Origin of the sequence: Planotetraspora thailandica, assembly GCF_016863335.1 — a bacterium.
GTDB lineage: Bacteria > Actinomycetota > Actinomycetes > Streptosporangiales > Streptosporangiaceae > Planotetraspora > Planotetraspora thailandica.
This window is the reverse complement of the sequence record NZ_BOOR01000030.1, coordinates 13543-33938: the sequence shown is the minus strand read 5'-3', so window position 1 is coordinate 33938 and position 20396 is coordinate 13543. Positions and strand designations below refer to the sequence as shown.

The following is a 20396-nucleotide window of genomic DNA, read 5'->3' as shown; positions in this document are numbered from 1 at the left end:
GGAGTCCCGTTGGACCGAGGTGTGAGGTCAGGTGTGAGCCTGGCGATGTGAAGGCGGTTCCGGTCCGGGCCTCGGGGGGCCTGGACCGGAACCGTTGTCGTGTCATGCCGGGCTCGGCCCTGCGGGGCCGGTTCGGCTTGTCCTTCAGCGCTTCAGCGGCTCACCCGGCTCAGCGTCTCAGTCGTCTCGGCGTCTCAGTCGAAGACGATGATCTGCCGCAGCACCTCGCCGCTCCTGAGGGCCGCGACGGCGTCGTTGACGTCGGCCAGCCTGATCCGCGAGCTGATCATGCTCTCGAGATCCAGCTTGCCTGCCTTGTACAGGTTGGCGAAGAACGGGAAGTCCCGCTGCACGTCGGCTCCGCCGTACAGGGAACTGAGGATGTTCTTGCCCTCGAACAGCAGCTGGAAGGCGGTCAGCGGCACCTGGTCGTCCATCGCGCCGGCGCCCACGACGATGACGTCGCCGCCGCGGCGGGTCGCCTGCCAGGCCGTGATGATCGCCGCCGACTTGCCGACGACCTCGAAGCCGTAGTCGAAGCCCTGACCGCCGGTGAGCGTCCCGATCGCGTCCATGAGCTGGTCAGGGGTGCAGGCGTGCGTCGCACCGACCTTCTTCGCCAGCTCGTGCTTCGACTCGAGCGGGTCGATCGCCAGGATCGTCGTCGCCCCCGAAACCCGGGCGCCCTGGATCACCGACAGGCCGACGCCGCCGCAGCCGACGACGGCCACCGTCGTGCCCGGCCGTACCTTCGCCGTGTTGATCGCGGCGCCGACGCCGGTGGTGATGCCGCAGCCGATGAGCGCGGCGGCCTCGTAGGGCACCTCGGGGTCCACCTTGATGGCGCCCTGCCACGGGACGATGATCTCCTCCGCCCACGTCCCGCAGCCCGCCATGCCGAAGGCCGGCGTATGCCCGCCGTAGACGAAACGGGCCTCAGTGAAGCTCTTCATGACGTACGTGCCGCAGAGGTACGGCTGGCCGCCGACGCAGTTGGCGCACTCGCCGCAGGCCGGGGTCCAGCTGATGATGACGTGGTCTCCGGGCTGGACCGAGGTCACGTGGTCGCCGACCTCGAGGACCTCGCCCGCGCCTTCGTGGCCGAGGACCACGGGCAGCGGCATGGGCAGCACGCCCGTCAGAACCGAGAGGTCGGAATGGCACACACCCGTCGCCTTGATCTTCACCCGTACATCGGACGGGCCGACCGGAGCGAGGGTGAAGTCGTCACGGATGTCGAGCTTGTCGTCTCCAACGGCATGGAGAAGAGCGCCACGCATAGGACCTCCTGGGGGGATTACTCGTCTTCGAGTGACAGGGCGGCTTTCGGGCAGGACCTCACCGCGTGCCGTACGCGGTCGAGCAACTCGGCGGGCGGTTCGGGCATCAGCACATGCAACTGGTCGTCATCATCGACGTCGAACACCTCCGGCGCCAGGCCCATGCAGACGGCGTTCGCCTCGCACACCACATAGTCGACCTTGACCTTCACGTCTGGCTCTCCCCTCGCAACGGCTGATCTCCGCGGCTTCCCTACCGGCTGCTGAAGCGCGTTCAGCCAACGCTAGCGCCGGGAAGCTTGCGATGATCCCATGAGACCGTCCGGGTGGGCTCGACGACGAAGGCGATGCGTTTGCGGGCGGTATGCGCGACGTAGGCGCGCAGCGGATCGTCTGCCTGCGGCGCTTCTTCGGAGGAGGGCATGCCGGTCATCCGCCGGGTGACGTCCATTCCCACGGAGAGGACCTCTTCGGGGTCGTCGATCAGGCGGGCCTTGCCGTAGATCATGACGCCGCGCAACTCGGCGTATTCGTCGCCGGTCTCGACCAGGCAGGTGACTCGGGGGTCGCGCTCGAGGTTCCTGGCCTTCTGCGCTTTCCGGTAGGTCCAGAATGTGATCTTGCCGTCGGCCAGGCCGTAGAACATGGTGACCAGATGAGGCGTGCCGTCAGGGTTGATCGTGGCGAGTTGGAGCTTGCCCCCGTCGCGCAGGAAGGCCGCGACCTCCTCGTCGTCCATCGCGATGCCGGCACGTTTGCTGGAACCGGGCCGGCTCGTGTCGGGCCGGCTTGTATCGGGTCGGCTCACGTTGGGCTGGCTCACGTTGGGCTGGCTCACGTTGGGCTGGCTCACGTGGGGCGGGGTCACGCTGCAAAGTAGAACACGTTCCATCATGGTCGACAAGGGGCCAGCGGAATGATGTTCGGGTGGTTGTGCGGCGTATGTCGGGAGGTCGGTAGGGTTCCACCTCGACGGCTCGCGGATGCGGCAGCCGTACGGAAATCCGCACGAGAGGACCCGCATGGCCGGCACGATGCCTGACGATCTCCGTCGTTTCGCCGAGGGCGCCAAGGGCTTCATGCCGCCGGAGGAAGGGCTGTCGCTGTTCGAGCTGGCCCGTGAGTACGGCTCGCGGGGGCCGATCTGTGAGATCGGCACCTATTGCGGGAAATCGGCGATATATCTGGGCGCGGGTGCGCGGCAGGCGGGGTCGGTCGTGTTCACGGTCGACCACCATCGGGGATCCGAGGAGATCCAGCCGGGATGGGAACATCACGACGCCGAGCTGGTGGACCCTCGAGTGGGGAGGATGGACTCTCTGCCGTTCTTCCGGCGGACGATCGCCGAGGCCGGGCTGGAAGGCGAGGTCGTCGCGGTCGTGGGTGCGTCGGCGACGGTGGCGAGATTCTGGAACACGCCGCTGGCCATGCTCTTCATCGACGGCGGGCATTCCGAGGAGCCGGTGACCGAGGATTACGAGGGATGGGCTCCCCATGTCATGGTGGGCGGCGTTTTGGTATTTCATGACATCTATCCCGACCCGGCTGAAGGAGGCCAGGCTCCATATCGGGTCTACCTTCGCGCCTTGGCGTCCGGAGCCTTCACGGAAGTGCGATCCCAAGGTTCCCTGAGGGTCCTCGAACGCACGCCCACCCCTTGGACGTAGTGATCACACAGAGACCCCGCCCTCAGCCCTAACTTGGGCCGTGATCACCCAGAACGTCGCCCCCCTGGCCGTGATTATGCAGCCCGTCAGCCCCCTGGCCGTGATCATGCAGCCCGTCAGCCCCTGGTTGTGATTATGCAGGACGTCGGCCCCTGGCCGTGATCATGCAGAAGTTCGCGCGTGCGTTGTGTGAGCTGCACCCCCACTTGTGCGTGATCATGCAGAAGTTCGCCGATGCGTGGCGTGAGCTGGCATTTCATGTTTCGTGATCATGCAGAAGTTCGAAGATATGGCGCCCGAGGTGGGGCTTTACATTTTGTGATCATGCAGAAGTGTGGGCGCCTCCCGTTTCACCTGCGCCGATGCCGTTGGTGATCATGCAGTGGCCCGTGCGGTATGGCGCCGCTTCCCTGCATGATCACGCGGTCTATCGATGCAGCTCGTGACGTGTCCTGGCGAACATCTGCATGATCACGATTTGCGTTTCCGCAGACCAACGCCCATTTCCCCGAAGTTCTGCATGATCACGCACGGCTGGGCCGCAGGTCGGACGGCATGTGTGCGAACTTCTGCATGATCACGGCCAGGGTGGGCGCAACTCAGGGGGCCGCTCCCGAAGTTCTGCATGATCACGGCCAGGTTTTACATGATCACGGCCAGGTTTTATGCGGATCCCATCCGATCTTCTGGCGTGATCACATCTGGTCTCCGATTCAGGCGTGGGCGCGTTCGCAGCCGCACTCACCGGTGATTTGCACGGGCCGGCTCCCCACGTCGCGGAACACGCCGGAGCCGGGCGTGGCCCTGGAAAGGGCATCGGCCGCGAGGACCACCGCTGCCGCCGTGTACCCGGACCTCTCGTGCGGGAAATGCCTCTCGTTCACGAACTGCCAGCCGGTCCAGTAAGAACCGTCCTCGTGCCTCAGGTGCTGCATGTCCGCGAACACGGCCCGCGCCCGTTCTCCGGCACCCATCGCGTCAAGGGTCAGAACGAGCTCGCACGACTCGGCCCCGGTGACCCATGGCTGATCGGACACGCACCGGGCGCCCAGCCCGGGCACGACGAAGGTGTCCCACTCGCGGTCGAGTCGTTGCGTCGCCTGAACTCCGCGTACGGCACCGCCGAGGATCGGGTAGTACCAGTCCATCGAAAAGCGGCTTTTGTCGGCGAACGCCTCGGGGTGGGCCACCAGCACGTGCGCCAGCCGGTCGGCCGCCAACTCCCAGTCCGGTTGCGGGTCGCCCAGCCGTTCCGCCAGCAGCACGCCGCATCGCAGGCCCTGATGAATCGATGACGACCCGGTGAGCAGCGCGTACGGCGCCGGCCGGCCGGATGCGTCCCGCTCCCAGACGATTTCGCCCCGAGTGGTCTGCAGGCCGACGACGAAGTCGAGTGCCCGGGTGACGGCGGGCCACATCGCCCGCGCGAACTCCTCGTCGCCCGTCACCAGAAGGTCGTGCCAGACGCCCACGGCGACGTAGGCGGCGTGGTTGGACTCCCCGCCAGCCTCGGCGGGCTTGCCGTCCATCATCTTCATCGGCCACGAGCCGTCGGGGCGCTGATGCCGTACGAGCCAGTCGTAACCCCTTCTGGCCTCGTCGCGAAGGCCGGCGACGGTGAGGGCCATCAGGCATTCGATGTGGTTCCAGACGTCCACGTGCCCTTCGGGCCAGGGAACGCCGCCCTCCCTATCCTGGATGGCGGCGATGCTCCGCGCCGTCTGGACGACCTGTTCGGCGGTGATGATCCCAGGTACGAATGGAATGCCCGTCATGCGGGCTTCCGGACGTAGACCACCACACTCTTCCCGATGAGAGGGTTGAGCAGGGATTCCGCGATCCGGGTGGCGGCGGGGCGCTTCATGATGTCCCACACCAGGAGTTCGTGGTAGGCCTTGGCCAGCGGGTGGCCGTCGTTGTTGACACCGACCGCGCATTTGATCCACCAGTACGGCGAATGCAGCCCGTGTGCGTGGTGGTGGGAGCCGACCTCAAGACCGCAGGCCTTCAGCTTGGCCTGGAGCTCCGCCAACGTATAAATCCGGATATGTCCGCCGGGAGCCGTGTGGTAGTCCTCGGACAGTGCCCAGCAGATGCGCTCGGGAAGGAAGCTCGGCACCGTGATGGCGGCCAGACCGCCCGGCCGCAGCACCCGGACGAGCTCCCGCATCGCCGCCATGTCATCCGGAATGTGCTCAAGCACCTCGGAAGCGATGACCCGGTCGAAGGACGCGTCCGGGAACGGCATGCTCAGCGCGTCACCGACGACGGTCTCGCCCGTGGCGCCCGGCGGAACCTGTCCTTCCTTGTCCATCGCCGCGAACATGGCGGCCACGCCGTCGAGTTCGGCGGCGTCCATGTCGAAGGCGACCACGTCGGCGCCCCTGCGCAACACCTCGAACGCGTGCCGGCCCGCGCCCGCGCCGAGGTCGAGCACGCGATCACCCGGCCCGACGGGCAGCCGGTCGAAGTCGACGGTCAGCACTCACGCCACCTTTCGTTCTGCACCCTTACGGGTGGGACCACCTGACGACTGTTCACGCGAAAGCGGGCGATGCCCCTCATCGAGCCGTGCCGTTCACCGTGCGCCCAGGCCCGCGCCGCGCACGCGATGCCGTACGGCAGGGCATGCCGTACACGGGCGCCGGTTCTGGGCTGGTCAAGACGGGGGCCTTCAGCGCGCCGTGTGGGCCGCGATGGCCTCGCGGTACGCCTCGACCGTGCGCTGCGCGACGACGGGCCAGGCGTAGCGCTCCATCACGCGGTCGTAGCCCTTGCGGCCCACCGCTTCGCGCTCTTCGGGCGAGTCGAGGAGGCGGCGCAGCACGGCGGCCAGCTCCTCGGGGTCGCCCGGCTCGACCTGGATCGCGGCGTCGCCGACGACCTCGGGGAGGGCGCCCGTGCGCGAGGCGACCAGCGGCGTGCCGGAGGCCATGTGCTCGACGGCGGGCAGCGAGAAACCCTCATAGAGCGAGGGGACGACCGACACCTCCGACGTGGCGATGAGCTCGGCGAGCTCGTCGTCGGAGATGCCGTGGACGAATGTCACCCTGTCGCCCAGCGAGAGCTCGGCGACGAGGCTCTCCGTGGGGCCGCCGGGAGTCGGCTTGCTCACAACGGTGAGGTGCACGTCGCGTTCGGTGGCCAGCTTGGCGGTCGCGCGCAGCAGCGTCGCGACGCCCTTCATCGGCGAGTCGGCGCTGGCGACGGCCACGATCGAGCCGGGACGCTTGGGCAGTTCCGGTCGCGGGTGGAAGAAGCGGGTGTCGACGCCGAGGGGGATCAGCCGCATGTTGTCCTCGGGCACGCCGAAGTCACGGTGGATGTCGGCCAGGGACGATTCGCTGACGGTCAGGATCGGGCTCAACCGCGGCGCGACGAAGCTCTGCATGCGCACGAATCCGTACCAGCGGCGCATGGAGAGCTTCTTCCAGCCTTTCGCGGCTTCCAGCTCGATTCGCCGGTCGACGCTGATGGGGTGGTGGATCGTCCCGACGACCGGAAAGTATTTCTTGATCCCGAGCATGCCGTAGCCGAGCGTCTGGTTGTCCTGGACGACGTCGAAGTCGCCCTGCCGCTTCTTGAGCTCGCGCCGGACGCGGAGGCTGAAGGTCAGCGGCTCGGGGAAGCCTGCCGTCCACATGGTGCCGACTTCGAGCGCGTCGATCCAGTCGCGGTATTCGCCGAGTTTCGGCGTGCGGAACGGGTCGTCGTCGTTGTAGAGGTCGAGGCTCGGGACCTTGTTGAGGATCACGCCCTCGTCGAGTTCCGGGTACGGCTGGCCGGAGAAGACCTCGACGTGGTGTCCGAGGGCGACGAGCTCACGGCTGATGTGGCGGAGGTACACCCCCTGACCGCCGCAGGTGGGCTTGCTGCGATAGGACAGCAACGCGACTCGCAGCCGTTCCGCCAAGGGGCACCCCTCTCACGCTGTGCCCGCACGAGGCTGGCACCGAAACCCTACCATTTGACCTTAGATGGGACGGGCGAGGTGGAATTGTTCCTCGCATTGCCCGCACCATGCCGGAACTGGGACGTTAGGTTACCCGAACGGAGTTCGGTGGAACGCGTTCTATCCGCTGCCGATCGGGGGTGGCACCCTCAGGCGGGCAGGGCGGTACATTCGCCTCTTATAGCTCTCTTCAGCCCGAGCCAGGAGGACTGTTGGCCAAGCGTGCGCTTGTCACCGGCATCACCGGTCAGGACGGTTCCTACCTCGCGGAACACCTGTTGAGCGAGGGTTATGAGGTGTGGGGACTCGTCCGCGGCCAGGCCAACCCTCGCGTGGCTCGTGTGAGGAAGCTCCTCCAGGACGTCCAGCTCGTCCGGGGCGACCTGCTCGACCAGGGCTCGCTGATCTCGGCCGTCGAGAAGGTGCGGCCCGACGAGGTCTACAACCTGGGCGCGATCTCCTTCGTCCCGATGTCGTGGGAGCAGGCGGAGCTCACCGCCGAGGTGACCGGCATGGGCGTGCTCCGGATGCTGGAGGCCATCCGGGTGTGTTCCGGCATTACGGCGTCACGAGACGCGTCCTCCGGCCAAATCCGCTTTTATCAGGCTTCTTCGTCTGAAATGTTCGGGCAGGTGCGGGAGACGCCGCAGACGGAACGCACCCCCTTCCACCCCCGGTCCCCGTACGGCGTGGCCAAGGCGTACGGGCACTTCTTGACGCAGAACTATCGCGAGTCGTACGGCATGTACGCCGTGTCGGGCATTCTGTTCAACCACGAGTCGCCCCGGCGGGGGGCCGAGTTCGTCACCCGAAAGGTCACCCTGGGGGTCGCGCGGATCAAGCTCGGCCTCGCCGAGGAGCTCAGGCTCGGCAACCTCGACGCCCGGCGCGACTGGGGCTTCGCCGGCGACTACGTGCGTGCCATGCACATGATGCTGACCGCGCCCGAGCCGGAGGACTACGTCATCGGCACCGGGCGGACGAGGTCCGTACGGGAACTCGTCGAGGCCGCGTTCTCCGCCGCCGGGCTCGACTGGGAACGGCACGTCATCTGTGACCAGGCCCTCCACCGGCCGGCCGAGGTCGACCTGCTCTGTGCCGATCCGAAGAAGGCCAGGAGTCAGCTGGGGTGGGAGCCGACGGTGTCGTTCGAGGAACTCGTCGCGATGATGGTCGAGTCCGACATCCGCCTGCTGGCCGACGGCCACGACCCCGACCATGGCACGTCCTGGCCCTGAGCCCTGCTTCCCCGTGATCATGCAGAACCTCGGCAGGAGGCGGCCTGACCTGCGGCCCCTCTTGTGGTGATCATGCAGAACCTCGGTGAGTGCGGCATCTGCCTGCGACTTCTCGTTTCGTGATCATGCAGAAGTTCGGCAAGATGCCGCCCCACCAGCGGTTTTCGACTTCGTGATCATGCACTCGCTTACAGAGCCGGCCCGTGCCTGTGCTCGCCGTGGCTTGGCCGTACCTCTTGATCAGGCGGCGTAACGGCGGAGCCGCGCCTCGCGGTTGCGCAACATGCGAAGCCGCATGAGGACGAGCGTCAGCTGCCGCTCGGACGGCTGCCACCCGCGTTCGCGCAGCTTCTGGGTCAGGAGCTCGAGGTAGTCCGCGGGGTTGCTCAGGACGTCCGATTTGCGCACGACGACGAGAGTCCATCCGCATTCGCGAAGCTGGGCGCGTCGCCACGCATCGTGAGCCCTGTCCTCCGAGCTGCTGTGATACCGCTCCCCGTCATATTCGACGCCGACCTGGAAACGCTGGTACCCCATGTCGACGAAGACCTCAGCCCCAGACGGCAACACCACGGGGATCTGCGTCCGAGGTCGCGGCAGGCCGACGTCGACGATCAGCACGCGTGTCCAGCTCTCGCTCGGCGCCTGCGCGCCCGCGTCGGCGAGCCACAACGTTTCACGCAGCCGCCGGGCGTTTCTCCGACCGGCGAGCGCGGCGGCCCGGCTCCACAAAGCCTCGACGGCGACCTGCCGCCGCAGGAACTGGTCGAGCGCCGCCACCGCCTCAAGGCGCGGGAGGAACCGTGCACAGTCGAGGGCCGTACGCTCCTGAGTAGTGATCATCACGCCGCCGAGTTGCGTGACGTCCGATGGCGGAACATCGGCCTCGTACGCCCGGCATCCGGGACGTCGCGGGCGTGTCCGGTCGCCGGCCGGAACAAGGAGCTCCACCGGCCAGTCGTGGGCGTCCTTGCCCGGCGGGAGCACGTCGAGCCCCCACAGCCACGCGGCCGTGCGACGGCACACGGTCGTCGTCGGGCCACAGACGGCCGCGACGATCTGGGCGCGTACGGCCAGAGCGCGCGGATGCTCACCCGTGTAGTAAGCCCCACGAGTGAATCGCCAGATTTCGCCCGTGGCGACGAGGGCGGCCAGTTCGTCCTTGTCGATGCCCCGCGCCCTGGCGATGGCGGTCGTTATCAGGTCCATGAGCGCACAGCATGAGCCGCGGGGCTCCGGCTCGGGCCGATAGCGCCCGACCTGTGGATAAGTTCCGGCCGTGGAGGATCGCCGCGCGCGGCCCGGCGTGACGCGTACGGCCCACCACCCGGCTGCGCCGGGTCATGCCGTACGGCACGGCGACTTTTCTGCGCAAGTCCACCCGCGTACGGCACGGCAACCCTGCTGCGCAGGCCACGTGTGCACTCGGCTGTGCATGATCACGACAGGTGTGTGCCCTGGTCGGAGCGGCTTTCGCCGAACTTCTGCATGATCACGGAGAGGGCCGCCCCAGTTCGGCGAGGGTCTCGTCGCCTTACTGCATGATCACGATGCGCGAAGGGGCAGGTGGGACGGCATCTCTCCGAACTTCTGCATGATCACGCACAGCGTTGGTGCAGGTCGGCGGGCATGCCGCCGAACTTCTGCATGATCACGCACAACGGGGGGTTAGAGGGTGACGGGGAGGGTCTTGATGCCGTTGATGAAGCTGGACCTCAGGCGAGTGGCCTCGCCGGCCTGCTGCAGGGTGGGAATCCGCTCCGACAGAACCTCGAAGAGCACCCTCAGCTCCAGCTTGGCCAGGTGGTTGCCCAGGCAGAAGTGGGCGCCGCCGCCGCCGAACCCGATCTGCGGGTTGGGGGTCCGGCCGATGTCGAAGACGTCCGGGTTCTGGAACACGTCCTCGTCCCGGTTGGCCGAGGTGTAGAAGACGACCACCTTGTCGCCCTCGGCGATCTCCTGGCCGCGGACGACCGTGTTCGTCGTGGCCGTACGCCGGAAGAGGTTGACGGGCGAGACCCACCGGACGATCTCGTCGGCGGCGGGGCCGGCCAGCGCGCGGTCCGCCACCAGCCTGGCCCACTGCTCGGGGTTCTCGAAGAGGGCGAGCATGCCGCCGGACGCCGCGTTCCTGGTGGTCTCGTTGCCCGCCACGACCAGAAGCAGCACGAACAGGTCGAACTCGTCCACGCTCAGCACCTCGCCGCTGTCGGCCGGCTGGAGGAGCTTGGTGACGATGTCGTCCTGGGGGTCGTCCTTGCGGGCGGCGGCCAGCTCGTTGGCGTACGAGTAGACCTCCATGGCGGCGTTCTGTCCCTCGTCCGGGTCGGCGTAGTCGGGGTCCTGGGCGCCGATCATGCGGTTGGACCACTCGAAGATCTTGTCCCGGTCTTCGAGTGGCGCGCCGAGCAGCTCGCAGATCACGTAGAGCGGAAGCGGGGCCGCGAAGTCCCGGACGAAGTCGGCCTCGGGCTTGTCCCTCGCCTCGTCCACGAGCTGGTGGCAGATCTCCCTGATGTGCTCCTCGAGCTTGCTGATCGCGCGCGGGGTGAATCCGCGGTTGACCAGCGAGCGCCGCCGGGTGTGCTCCGGCGGGTCCTGGTTGAGCATCATCATGCGCTGGAGGTCGCGCTGTTCCTCGGGCATCTCGTCGAAGAGGGCGAGCTTCTTGGCCGAGGAGAACAGGTCGGAGTTGCGGGAGACGTGAACGACGTCCTCGTGCTTGGTGAGCGCCCAGAATCCGGGCCAGTCCCGCTCGGCGTCTCCCTCGTGCCAGAAGACGGGAGTGTTGTCGCGAAGCCAGCGGAACTGATCGTGCGGCGCTCCCCTGCTCGCGTAATGGTCCTGGTCGACAAGGTTGATGTCCATGGGACCCCTAGAGTCGGAGGTGGGGGCAGGAAGATCGTTATACACCAGGCATCGCGCGCGCGGGCGCTTACTGAAACGTGTTCTATTACGGCCTCGAGGAGTGCGTCAAGGTATGCCGAGGGTGGCGACCAAGTGACACGATTGGCGCTAGCCTCCCCAGATCATCGGATGTGTATGCGTTCGCGCACTTGACATCGGACCCGGCTGTCGGGAATCGTCTCCCTGAGAAAACATCGGATGTATGGGGGCTTTGGTGAAACTGCTCCGGGTTGGGCCCAAAGATGCGGAGCTTCCGGCCGTGCTGGACGATGAAGGCCGCCTTCGCGACCTGTCCGGCGTCATGGGCGGAGCCGACCTCGACGGGCGGTTTCTGGCCGATGACGGTCTTGACCGTGTGCGCGCCGCGCTCGAGTCGGGCGACCTTCCGGTGCTGGACGCCGAGGGCCTGAGGATCGGGGCGCCGGTCGCCCGTCCGGGAAAGGTCGTGTGTATCGGTCTCAACTTCCGCGACCACGCTGAGGAGACAGGAGCGGCCATTCCAGCCGAGCCGGTGGTCTTCATGAAGGACTCCAGCACAGTCGTCGGACCTTTCGACGAGGTGCTGGTCCCGCGTAAAAGCGAGAAGACCGACTGGGAAGTCGAGCTGGCCGTCGTGATCGGCAAGACCGCCCGCTACCTGGAGTCTCGCGAGGACGCGCTCGGCGTCGTCGCGGGCTACGCGATCTCCAACGACGTCTCCGAGCGCGAGTTCCAGCTCGAGCGCGGCGGCCAGTGGGACAAGGGCAAGTCGTGTGAGACCTTCAACCCGCTGGGCCCGTGGCTGGTGACGGCCGACGAGGTCGCCGACCCCCAGAGCCTCGGCATGCGGCTGTGGGTCAACGGCGAGGTGCGCCAGAACGGCGGCTCCAAGGACATGATCTTCGATGTGGCCGAGGTCATCCGCTACCTGAGCTGGTTCATGGTCCTCGAACCGGGCGACGTGATCAACACCGGGACCCCGGCCGGCGTCGCGCTCGGCCTCCCCGACCACCCGTACCTGCGCGAGGGCGACGTCATGGAGCTCGAGATCGACGGGCTCGGCCGCCAGCGCCAGACGGTCGGTCAGGCATGACCGCCGGGCAGATCGTGACGCGGGGCGCTTCCGCGATCACGGCGATGGAGACCCACGACGTCCGTTTCCCGACGTCGGCGCAGCTCGACGGATCCGACGCGATGAACCCCGATCCCGACTACTCGGCGGCCTACGTCGTGCTGCGGGACGGCGAGGCCGAAGGCCACGGGTTCGCCTTCACGATCGGGCGCGGCAACGACATCCAGACCGCGGCCATCAAGGCGCTGGAGCCGTACGTGCTCGGCAGGTCGGTCGACGACGTCGGCGCCATCTACCGCGACATGGTGGGCGACTCCCAGCTGCGCTGGCTCGGCCCGGAGAAGGGCGTCATGCACATGGCGATCTCCGCGGTCGTCAACGCCCTGTGGGACCTGAAGGCCAAGCGCGCTGGCAAGCCGGTCTGGCTGCTGTTGAGCGAGATGTCGCCGGAGGAGATCGTCGACCTGGTCGACTTCCGCTATCTCAGCGACGCGCTCACCCGTGAGGAGGCCCTCGCGATCCTGCGCGCGGCCGAGCCGGGCCGCGCCGAGCGGATCGAGCGGCTCAAGGAGACCGGCTACCCGGGATACACCACCTCGCCCGGCTGGCTCGGCTACAGCGACGAGAAGCTGCGCCGCCTCTGCAAGGAGGCGATGCAGGAAGGCTTCACGCAGATCAAGCTGAAGGTGGGCGCCGACCTCGCCGACGACGTGCGCCGCATGCGCATCGCCCGCGAGGTGTGCGGCCCCGGCTTCCGCATCGCCATCGACGCCAACCAGCGCTGGGACGTCGGTGCGGCCATCGAATGGGTCAACGCGCTCGCCGAGTTCGATCCGTGGTGGGTCGAGGAGCCGACGAGCCCCGACGACGTGCTCGGCCACGCGGCCATCGCGCGCGGGATCGCCCCCATCAAGGTCGCCACCGGTGAGCACGTGCAGAACCGGGTGATCTTCAAGCAGCTGCTCCAGTCGGGGGCCATCTCCTACCTCCAGCTGGACGCCGCCCGGGTCGCCGGCGTCAACGAGAACATCGCGATCCTGCTGCTCGCCGCCAAGTTCGGCATCCCGGTCTGCCCCCACGCGGGCGGAGTCGGCCTGTGCGAGCTGGTGCAGCACCTGTCGATGTTCGACTACGTCGCGGTGACCGGGTCCATGGACGACCGGGTCATCGAATACGTCGACCACCTCCATGAGCACTTCGTGGACCCCGTGGTGATCGAGAACGGCGCCTACCGCACGCCGCTCGCCCCGGGATTCAGCGCGACCATGCGTCCCGAGTCCATCGCGGACTACTCCTATCCGGACGGGCCCGCCTGGAGATCCGCGTGACCGGCGCCGCACCATCAATGTCAGGGATGTATCGATGAGCACAGAATTCGACGGCCTGGCCGTACTGGTGACCGGAGGCGGGTCGGGCATCGGCCTCGCCACGGCCACGCTGCTCGCCGAGCGCGGCGCCCGCGTCGCCTGCCTCGACGTCAACCCGCCCGCTGAGCCGTTCCTCGGGCTGAAGGCCGACGTCACCGACGACGCCTCGGTCCGTACGGCTGTCGCGGCCGCGGCCGAGCACTTCGGCGGGCTCGACATCGTCGTCAACAACGCCGGAGTCGGTGCGGCCGGAACCATCGAGGCGAACGCCGACGAGGAGTGGCTGCGGGTCCTCGACATCAACGTCGTGGGCATGGTCCGGGTGGCCAGGGCGGCCCTGCCGTACCTGCGCGAGTCGCAGCATGCGGCCATCGTCAACACGTGCTCGATCGCCGCGACCGCGGGCCTGCCGAATCGTGCGCTCTACAGCGCCACAAAGGGCGCCGTACTATCGTTGACCCTCGCGATGGCGGCAGACCACGTCAATGACGGCATTCGGGTCAATTGCGTCAACCCGGGTACGGCGGACACCCCGTGGGTGGGCCGGCTGCTCGACGCCGCCTCCGACCCCGCCGCCGAGCGTGCCGCGCTCGAACAGCGCCAGCCCATGGGCCGCCTCGTGAGCGCGCAGGAGATCGCCCACGCCATCGCCTACCTGGCCAGCCCGCTCGCCTCCGCAACCACCGGCACGGCCATCGCCGTCGACGGCGGCATGCAGGGCCTGCGGCTCCGGCCTCGATCGAACTAGCAGGGAGTTCGCCCCATGCAGAGGATCGCTCTGCGCACCCGGCTCAAAGCGGATGCCGTCGAGGAGTACGAGAAGGTCCACGCGGTGATCCCTGAGGATCTGGACGCCGCCCTGCGTGAGGGCGGCGTGCACGTCTGGCGGATCTGGCGCGACGGCCTCGACCTGTTCCATTACGTCGAGGTGGAGGACTACGCCCGGCTGCAGGAGTTCCTCAGGGACAACCCGGCCGACCAGGCGTGGCAGGCAAGGATCAACCTGCTCCTCGACGCCGACTTCGACCCCGCGGCAGGCGGCCTGCACATGGTGTGGGAGCTCCCATGAACGTGACACCGTACGGCTTCGGCTCCGCGCCGATCGGCAACCTCTTCGCGGCCCTGTCCGACGAGGAGGCGCACGCCGCCGTCGACGCCGCGTGGGACGCCGGCATCCGGTACTTCGACACCGCCCCCCATTACGGCCTGGGCCTGTCGGAGCGCCGGCTCGGCGCCGCGCTGCGGGACCGGCCGCGTGAGGAGTACGTCGTCTCCACCAAGGTCGGCCGGCTGCTGGTGCCGAGCTCGGACGGCGGGCGCGACGACCAGGGCTTCGACGTGCCGGCGACGCACAAGCGGGTCTGGGACTTCTCCCGCGACGGCGTGCGGCGCTCCCTGGAGGAGTCGCTGGAGCGGCTCGGCGTCGACTCGGTCGACATCGCCCTCATCCACGACCCCGACACCCACTACAAGGAGGCCCTCTCCGAGGCGTATCCGGCGCTGGCGGAGCTGCGCGCCGAGGGCGTCGTGAAGGCGATCGGCGCTGGGATGAACCAGACCCGGATGCTCACCGACCTCGTCAGGGAAACCGACATCGACGTGGTGCTGCTTGCCGGGCGCTATTCGCTGCTCGACCGGTCGGGCGAGGAGGAGCTGCTGCCGCTGTGCCTGGACCGCGGCGTCTCCGTCTTCGTCGGGGGAGTCTTCAACAGCGGGCTGCTGGCCACCCACGACCCGAGCGGAACCTACGACTACGCGCCGGCTCCGGCGGAGCTGCTCGAGCGGGCCAGGGAGATGGCCCGGGCGTGTGAGCGGCACGGCGTCACGTTGCCGCAGGCCGCGCTCGCCTTCCCCCTCCGGCATCCGGCGGTGACCACGGTCGTCGTGGGCATGCGGTCGGCGACCGAGGTGGAGCAGAACATGTCCCTGACCGGCCGGCCCATCCCCGACGACCTCTGGCCCGAGCTCCTGACCCTCTAGGCGCCCCCTTTGCGCGTGATCATGCAGAAGTTCGCCGGGGCCATGCCTGACCTGGGACGACTCCGTTCGTGATCATGCAGAAGTCCGGCCCCGGCCCGCCCGGCCTGCGAGAACACCGGGCGTGATCATGCACAACCGACATGCGCGACGACAGGAGGGCGTGACGTGATCGACGCACACCACCATCTCTGGGACCCCACTCACCGGGAATATCCCTGGATGTCGGGCGAGGCCCTGGCGCCGATACGCAAGCCGTACGGGCTTGAGGAGCTCAGGCGTGAGACGGCCGCTGCGGGAGTGCGGGGCACGGTGCTCGTGCAGACGGTCTCCGACGTGGTCGAGACCGAGGAGTTCCTGGCCACGGCCGCGGAGTCGGACGGCCTGATCGCCGGGGTCGTCGGCTGGGCCGACCTCACCGGCGACACGGCCGGCCAGGTGGCGGCGCTGCGCGCCTCGACCGGGGGCGACCGGCTCGTCGGCCTGCGCCACCAGGTGCAGGACGAGCCCGATCCCGAGTGGATCGCCCGGCCCGACGTGCTCCGTGGCCTGCGTGCCGTCGAGGAGGCCGGCCTGGTCTACGACGTGCTCGTTCTCGGGTCGCAGCTTCCGGCGGCCCGGCAGGTGATCGCGGACATGCCCGGCCTGCGTTTCGTGCTCGACCACGCCGCCAAGCCGCCCATCGCGTCGGGCGAGTTCGAGCCGTGGGCGAGCGAGATCGCCGAGCTGGCCAAGCTGCCCAACGTCGCGTGCAAGCTGTCCGGGCTGGTCACCGAGGCGTCCTGGACGGAATGGGAGACCCCGCAGTTCGCGCCGTACGCCGCGCACGTCCTGGACGTCTTCGGTCCGGAGCGGGTGATGTTCGGCTCCGACTGGCCGGTGTGCGAGCTCGCCGCCTCCTACGCGCAGGTGGTCGAGCTGGCCCGCGAGCTGACTGCCTCGCTGTCGGAGCGGGAGCGCGCGGCCGTCTTCGGCGGCACCGCTCAGGAGTGGTACGGACTGGCGGTCGCGTACGGCTCGGCAGGCTGAGGGGGGCGCCTGCTCCGGTAGTCGCGGGGCGTGCTGCCCATGACGCGCTTGAACGCGTTGCTGAAGGCGCTCTCGGAGCCGTAACCCCACCGCCCGGCGATGGCGTGGACGGTGCGGTCGGTCTCGCGCAGCTCCCGCCCGGCCGCGTGCATGCGCCAGCGCATGAGGTAGTCGAGCGGCGGTGACCCGACGACGGTCTTGAACTTCTCCGCGAAGCTCGACCGTGACATGCCGACGGAGGCGGCGAGCTCGTCCACCGTCCATTTCCGCGCGGCCTCCTCGTGAATCAGCCGTAGCGCGCCGCCGATCTGCGGGTCGAGCAGCGCGCTCAGCCACCCGCCCGCAGGCCGCCCGTCCGCGGCCGTCGTGGACGCGTAGATGCGCAGGGCCTGCACGAACACCATGTGGATGACGCGCTGGGTCATGAAACCGCTGCCGAGCGCGGGTGCCGCCGTCTCCTGGGCGAGCATCCGCAACGCCATGTGCAGCACGTCCGCCTGATCCGACGCCGCGGGCACGTGCAGCAGCGCCGGCAGGATTTCCAGCAGCAGCCGCGCGCTGCTCTCGTCGAAGGTCAGCGCTCCGCCGAAGAGGACGGTGTCGACGGCCGCGTCACCGTATCGGACGCGCTCGATGCTCTCTGCGGCCATGAACACCGGCACGGCGTCGACGGCCCTGGTCTCGAGGTCGCTGGACATGACGTACGGCCTGCCGCCGGTGACCATCCAGCAGTCCCCCTGCCGCAGAAGTGCGGGCTCGGCGTCCAGCGGCGAGATCCAGCAGGAGCCGCCCAGCACCACGCCGAACTTGGCGTGCCGGTAGCCTCCCGGGAATCTCAGCGCCCACGGGCCTCCCACCTCGAAGCGGGAGGGTAAGGCGCTCTCGACGTCCAGCAGGGACAGGACGTGGGACAGGGCATCCACGGGGGAACTCCGGACGATCGCGGGGGTAATTCGGACTTTCTCGCATAGATTGTCCAGGCCGGTCTCCATAGTCTGCAAGGGAATCCCCACATACATGGAGAAACTGTGAAATATCGTCTTCTGGGGCGTACGGGTGCGCTGGTCTCGGAGATCTGCCTCGGCGCCATGACCTTCGGCGGTGCCGACAACGACGTGTACCGCATGTTGGGCGCTCTGGGGCAGAGCGAGGTCGACCGCATCGTCGGCACGGCGCTGGACGCCGGTGTCAATTTCGTCGACACCGCCGACGTCTACTCTGACGGCGAGTCGGAGACCCTGCTCGGCCAAGCGCTCGCGGGCCGCAGGGACGAGGTCGTGCTCGCGACCAAGCTGGCCGCACGCGTGGGGCCGGGCCCCAACGACCTCGGGCTCTCCCGGCTCCACGTGGCCTCCGCCCTGGACGCCAGCCTGCGCCGCCTGGGCACCGACCACATCGACCTCTACCAAATCCACAACGTCGACCCGCTGACGCCGATCGAGGAGACCCTCGCCGCGCTCGACGTGGCCGTACGGCAGGGCAAGATCCGATACATAGGATGTTCGAACCTCGCGGCGTGGCAGGTGGCCAAGGCGCTGGGCGTGTCGGCGCTGCGTGACCTGGCGGGGTTCGTCTCGGTGCAGGCGTACTACTCGCTCGTCGGGCGTGACCTCGAAGACGAGCTGCTGCCGATGATCGAAGACCACGGGCTCGGCCTCATGGTGTGGGCGCCGCTGGCGGCCGGCTTCCTGTCGGGCAAGTTCACCCGCGAAGGCGCCTCCGACGAGCAGTCGCGGCACGCCCAGCAGGGCTACCCGGACTGGCCCCCGATGGACCGGGCAGGCGCCTACGACATCATCGACGTGCTCGGGGACGTCGCGGCCCGGCACGAGGTCAGCGTCGCGCAGGTGGCGCTCGCATGGGTTCTGTCACGGCCCGCCGTCACCAGCGTGATCACGGGCGTGCGCAAGGTCGAGCAGCTCACGGACAACCTCGCCGCGGTCGATCTGGAGCTCACCGAGGAGGACGTGGCCCGGCTCGACGAGGTGAGCCGGCGACCCGCCCGCTACCCCGCCTGGGTCCAGCAGAGGAGCATCACGGCCAGGCAGGACCTTCTGGCCTGACCCCCGTCCGTACGGCGCGGACACAGGCCCGGGCCGTACTCGCGGGCGGCCGGGCTCACAGGGCCTGGCGCAGCCACTCCTCGACGCCGGCCACGTGGACGGTCGCCCACGCCATCGCGATGTCGGGCTGGTGGGAGGCGATCGCCTCGTAGATGGCGACGTGCTGCTCGCGGGTCTTGCCCAGGGCGCCCTCCTGGGTGAGGCCGCGCCACACCCGCGCCCGCGTGGTCGGCCCCGACAGGCTCTCGATCAGCGAAGAGAGCACGGCGTTGCCGGAGCCGGCGGCGATCCGCTGGTGAAACTCCAGGTCGTTGGCCACCAGCTGCTCGACGCTCGGCTCGGCGGGCAGCGAGTCGAGGATCTTGCGCAGGGCCTCGATGTCGTCGTCTTTCATCTGCGTCGCGGCCATCGCCGTGGCGGCGGGTTCGAGGATCCTTCTGACCTGGAAGAACTGCAGAACCGTGTCGTCGCGGTGGAAGTCGACGACGAACGACAGCGCGTCGAGCAGCAGGGGCGGCTCCAGGCTGGTGACGTACGTCCCGTCGCCCTGGCGCACGTCGAGCACGTTGATCAGCGCGAGCGCGCGTACGGCCTCGCGGAGCGAGTTCCGGGACAGGCCGAGCCGTTCGGCGAGGTCGGCCTCCTTGGGGAGCCGGTCGCCCGGGGCCAGCTCGCCCGAGATGATCATGTCTTTGATGCTGTCGATCGCCGCGTCGGTGACTGCCACGCCATGCTCTCCTTGCAGCCCTGCCGGCGGGAACGGACCCCGCATGCGTGGACCATTAGACATCCGATGTCTAAGAGTGTATGCCGCATGGCACCGCCGTAGATCCCGACCGGGATCTCTACCTTCTGTGAATCCCACGGGTTCGGCGGCCGGCCACAACCTCGCGAATCGACGTCCAGATTCATGGCGTACGTTCGTTGGCCTCGGCATTGAGGCAAGGAGGGATGCCGTGAAGATTGGTTTTGCTGTTCCGCATCTGCACAAGCAGGCACATGACATTGCCAAGACGGCATATTTCGCCCGCGAGGCGGAGAAGGCGGGCGCCGACAGCCTCTGGGTGGGTGACCGCAACTTCGCCGCGGTCAACCCGAAGATCGGTGCCGGCGGTCGGGGAGACACCATTCCGGTCGAGTACAACACCGCGGCCGACCCGTTCGTCGTCCTCGGTGTGGCCGCCGGTGCGACGGAGCGGGTGAAGCTCGGCACGCACGTGCTCATCGCCCCCCTGTACCCGCCGGTGCAGCTGGCCCGCACGTTGACGTCGATCGACCTGATCAGCGGTGGCCGTCTCATCCCCGGTTTCGGGATCGGCTGGTCACCTGAGGAGTACGAAGCCGTCGGGTACGACTTCTCCACCCGCGGCGCTCGGATGAACGAGCTGCTGGACGCCCTCAAGGTCCTCTGGACGCAGGACCCGGCCGAGTTCCACGGCAAGTTGATCGACCTGCCGCTGCAGCACAGCCCGTTGAAGCCCGCGCAGCGGCCTCATCCGCCGATCTACCTGGGCGGGACGGCCGAGGCGGCCCTTCGGCGCATCGGTGAGCGGGCGGACGGCTGGCTGCCCCTGTGCATGGTCCCCTACTTCGTGAACATCGACATGATGACGGAGCAGCGTAGGGCCATCGACCGGTTCGCCCGCGACGCCGGCCGCGACCCGGCCTCGATCGACACGATCATGCGCGTGAACGTCATGCAGGGCGTCTCGGCGCAGCAGACCGCCGATGTCGTCAAGACCGTGGCAGAGGCGACGGGCATCGATCACTTCCTCGTCGACTCCTCGTTCGTCGCTTCCACCGCCGACGAGTCCCTCGAGCTGGTCAACGAGGTGCTGCCGCTCATCCAGCGCGGCTGAGATCGT

At 68.2% G+C, this 20396-nt stretch carries 20 protein-coding genes; 10 read left to right on the top strand and 10 right to left on the bottom strand.

The window, feature by feature from the left end; genetic code table 11:
• Positions 1 to 194 precede the first annotated feature (194 nt).
• The 3 genes from Pth03_RS20850 to Pth03_RS20840 form a co-directional block, all read right to left on the bottom strand.
• Positions 195 to 1280 (bottom strand): alcohol dehydrogenase catalytic domain-containing protein, encoded by a 1086-nt coding sequence (locus Pth03_RS20850; RefSeq protein WP_203946012.1) that lies wholly within the window; start codon positions 1278 to 1280, stop codon positions 195 to 197.
• Between the two features lie 17 nt (positions 1281 to 1297).
• Entirely contained in the window at positions 1298 to 1492 is a 195-nt protein-coding gene (locus tag Pth03_RS20845) for a ferredoxin (RefSeq protein WP_203946011.1), read from the bottom strand.
• Positions 1493 to 1554: 62 nt separating this feature from the next.
• Complete coding sequence (locus Pth03_RS20840; RefSeq protein ID WP_239119224.1) at positions 1555 to 2148, bottom strand: pyridoxamine 5'-phosphate oxidase family protein; 594 nt, start codon at positions 2146 to 2148, stop codon at positions 1555 to 1557.
• Between the two features lie 166 nt (positions 2149 to 2314).
• Here Pth03_RS20840 and Pth03_RS20835 point away from each other — a divergent pair, with 166 nt between their 5' ends.
• Positions 2315 to 2947, top strand: a complete 633-nt coding sequence (locus Pth03_RS20835; RefSeq protein WP_239119223.1) for a class I SAM-dependent methyltransferase — start codon at positions 2315 to 2317, stop codon at positions 2945 to 2947.
• A gap of 713 nt (positions 2948 to 3660) precedes the next feature.
• Here the strand turns inward: Pth03_RS20835 and Pth03_RS20830 are convergent.
• The 3 genes from Pth03_RS20830 to Pth03_RS20820 form a co-directional block, all read right to left on the bottom strand.
• Positions 3661 to 4722 (bottom strand): prenyltransferase, encoded by a 1062-nt coding sequence (locus tag Pth03_RS20830; RefSeq protein ID WP_203946009.1) that lies wholly within the window; start codon positions 4720 to 4722, stop codon positions 3661 to 3663.
• Positions 4719 to 5432: a class I SAM-dependent methyltransferase gene (locus tag Pth03_RS20825; protein ID WP_203946008.1), complete on the bottom strand. Its 714-nt coding sequence runs from the start codon at positions 5430 to 5432 to the stop codon at positions 4719 to 4721. The genes Pth03_RS20830 and Pth03_RS20825 overlap by 4 nt, the downstream gene beginning before the upstream one ends.
• A gap of 189 nt (positions 5433 to 5621) precedes the next feature.
• Complete coding sequence (locus Pth03_RS20820; RefSeq protein WP_203946007.1) at positions 5622 to 6860, bottom strand: glycosyltransferase family 4 protein; 1239 nt, start codon at positions 6858 to 6860, stop codon at positions 5622 to 5624.
• Between the two features lie 251 nt (positions 6861 to 7111).
• On the opposite strand from Pth03_RS20820, the gene Pth03_RS20815 reads away from it, so the two are divergent.
• A complete protein-coding gene (locus tag Pth03_RS20815) occupies positions 7112 to 8137 on the top strand; it encodes a GDP-mannose 4,6-dehydratase (protein WP_203946006.1) in 1026 nt (341 codons plus the stop codon).
• Between the two features lie 240 nt (positions 8138 to 8377).
• Here the strand turns inward: Pth03_RS20815 and Pth03_RS20810 are convergent, their stop codons facing one another.
• Together Pth03_RS20810 and Pth03_RS20805 are read right to left on the bottom strand one after the other, a co-directional pair.
• Complete coding sequence (locus Pth03_RS20810) at positions 8378 to 9346, bottom strand: PDDEXK-like endonuclease domain-containing protein (RefSeq protein ID WP_203946005.1); 969 nt, start codon at positions 9344 to 9346, stop codon at positions 8378 to 8380.
• Between the two features lie 459 nt (positions 9347 to 9805).
• Entirely contained in the window at positions 9806 to 11005 is a 1200-nt protein-coding gene (locus tag Pth03_RS20805) for a cytochrome P450 (RefSeq protein ID WP_203946004.1), read from the bottom strand.
• Positions 11006 to 11258: 253 nt separating this feature from the next.
• Here Pth03_RS20805 and Pth03_RS20800 point away from each other — a divergent pair, with 253 nt between their 5' ends.
• The 6 genes from Pth03_RS20800 (at position 11259) to Pth03_RS20775 (ending at position 16468) form a co-directional block, all read left to right on the top strand.
• The gene (locus Pth03_RS20800) at positions 11259 to 12116 is read left to right on the top strand and encodes a fumarylacetoacetate hydrolase family protein (protein WP_203946014.1); all 858 of its coding nucleotides are present in this window, start codon (positions 11259 to 11261) and stop codon (positions 12114 to 12116) included.
• Positions 12113 to 13423 (top strand): L-fuconate dehydratase, encoded by a 1311-nt coding sequence (locus Pth03_RS20795; RefSeq protein WP_203946003.1) that lies wholly within the window; start codon positions 12113 to 12115, stop codon positions 13421 to 13423. Before Pth03_RS20800 ends, Pth03_RS20795 begins: the two co-directional genes overlap by 4 nt.
• Before the next feature lie 34 nt (positions 13424 to 13457).
• A complete protein-coding gene (locus Pth03_RS20790; RefSeq protein WP_203946002.1) occupies positions 13458 to 14210 on the top strand; it encodes an SDR family NAD(P)-dependent oxidoreductase in 753 nt (250 codons plus the stop codon).
• 15 nt (positions 14211 to 14225) lie between these two features.
• Positions 14226 to 14531, top strand: a complete 306-nt coding sequence (locus tag Pth03_RS20785) for an L-rhamnose mutarotase (protein WP_203946001.1) — start codon at positions 14226 to 14228, stop codon at positions 14529 to 14531.
• A complete protein-coding gene (locus Pth03_RS20780) occupies positions 14528 to 15442 on the top strand; it encodes an aldo/keto reductase (RefSeq protein ID WP_203946000.1) in 915 nt (304 codons plus the stop codon). Before Pth03_RS20785 ends, Pth03_RS20780 begins: the two co-directional genes overlap by 4 nt.
• A gap of 165 nt (positions 15443 to 15607) precedes the next feature.
• Positions 15608 to 16468, top strand: a complete 861-nt coding sequence (locus Pth03_RS20775; protein WP_203945999.1) for an amidohydrolase family protein — start codon at positions 15608 to 15610, stop codon at positions 16466 to 16468.
• Here Pth03_RS20775 and Pth03_RS20770 read toward each other — a convergent pair.
• Positions 16423 to 17391: an AraC family transcriptional regulator gene (locus Pth03_RS20770; RefSeq protein WP_203945998.1), complete on the bottom strand. Its 969-nt coding sequence runs from the start codon at positions 17389 to 17391 to the stop codon at positions 16423 to 16425. The two genes, Pth03_RS20775 and Pth03_RS20770, sit on opposite strands and share 46 nt — an antisense overlap.
• Before the next feature lie 105 nt (positions 17392 to 17496).
• Here Pth03_RS20770 and Pth03_RS20765 point away from each other — a divergent pair, with 105 nt between their 5' ends.
• On the top strand, positions 17497 to 18531 hold the full coding sequence (locus tag Pth03_RS20765) for an aldo/keto reductase (protein WP_203945997.1): 1035 nt from the start codon (positions 17497 to 17499) through the stop codon (positions 18529 to 18531).
• 55 nt (positions 18532 to 18586) lie between these two features.
• On the opposite strand, the gene Pth03_RS20760 is transcribed toward Pth03_RS20765, so the two are convergent.
• Complete coding sequence (locus Pth03_RS20760; protein ID WP_203945996.1) at positions 18587 to 19258, bottom strand: FadR/GntR family transcriptional regulator; 672 nt, start codon at positions 19256 to 19258, stop codon at positions 18587 to 18589.
• A gap of 229 nt (positions 19259 to 19487) precedes the next feature.
• Between Pth03_RS20760 and Pth03_RS20755 the strand changes: the two genes are divergently transcribed.
• Positions 19488 to 20390, top strand: a complete 903-nt coding sequence (locus Pth03_RS20755) for a TIGR03619 family F420-dependent LLM class oxidoreductase (protein WP_203945995.1) — start codon at positions 19488 to 19490, stop codon at positions 20388 to 20390.
• Positions 20391 to 20396 lie beyond the last annotated feature (6 nt).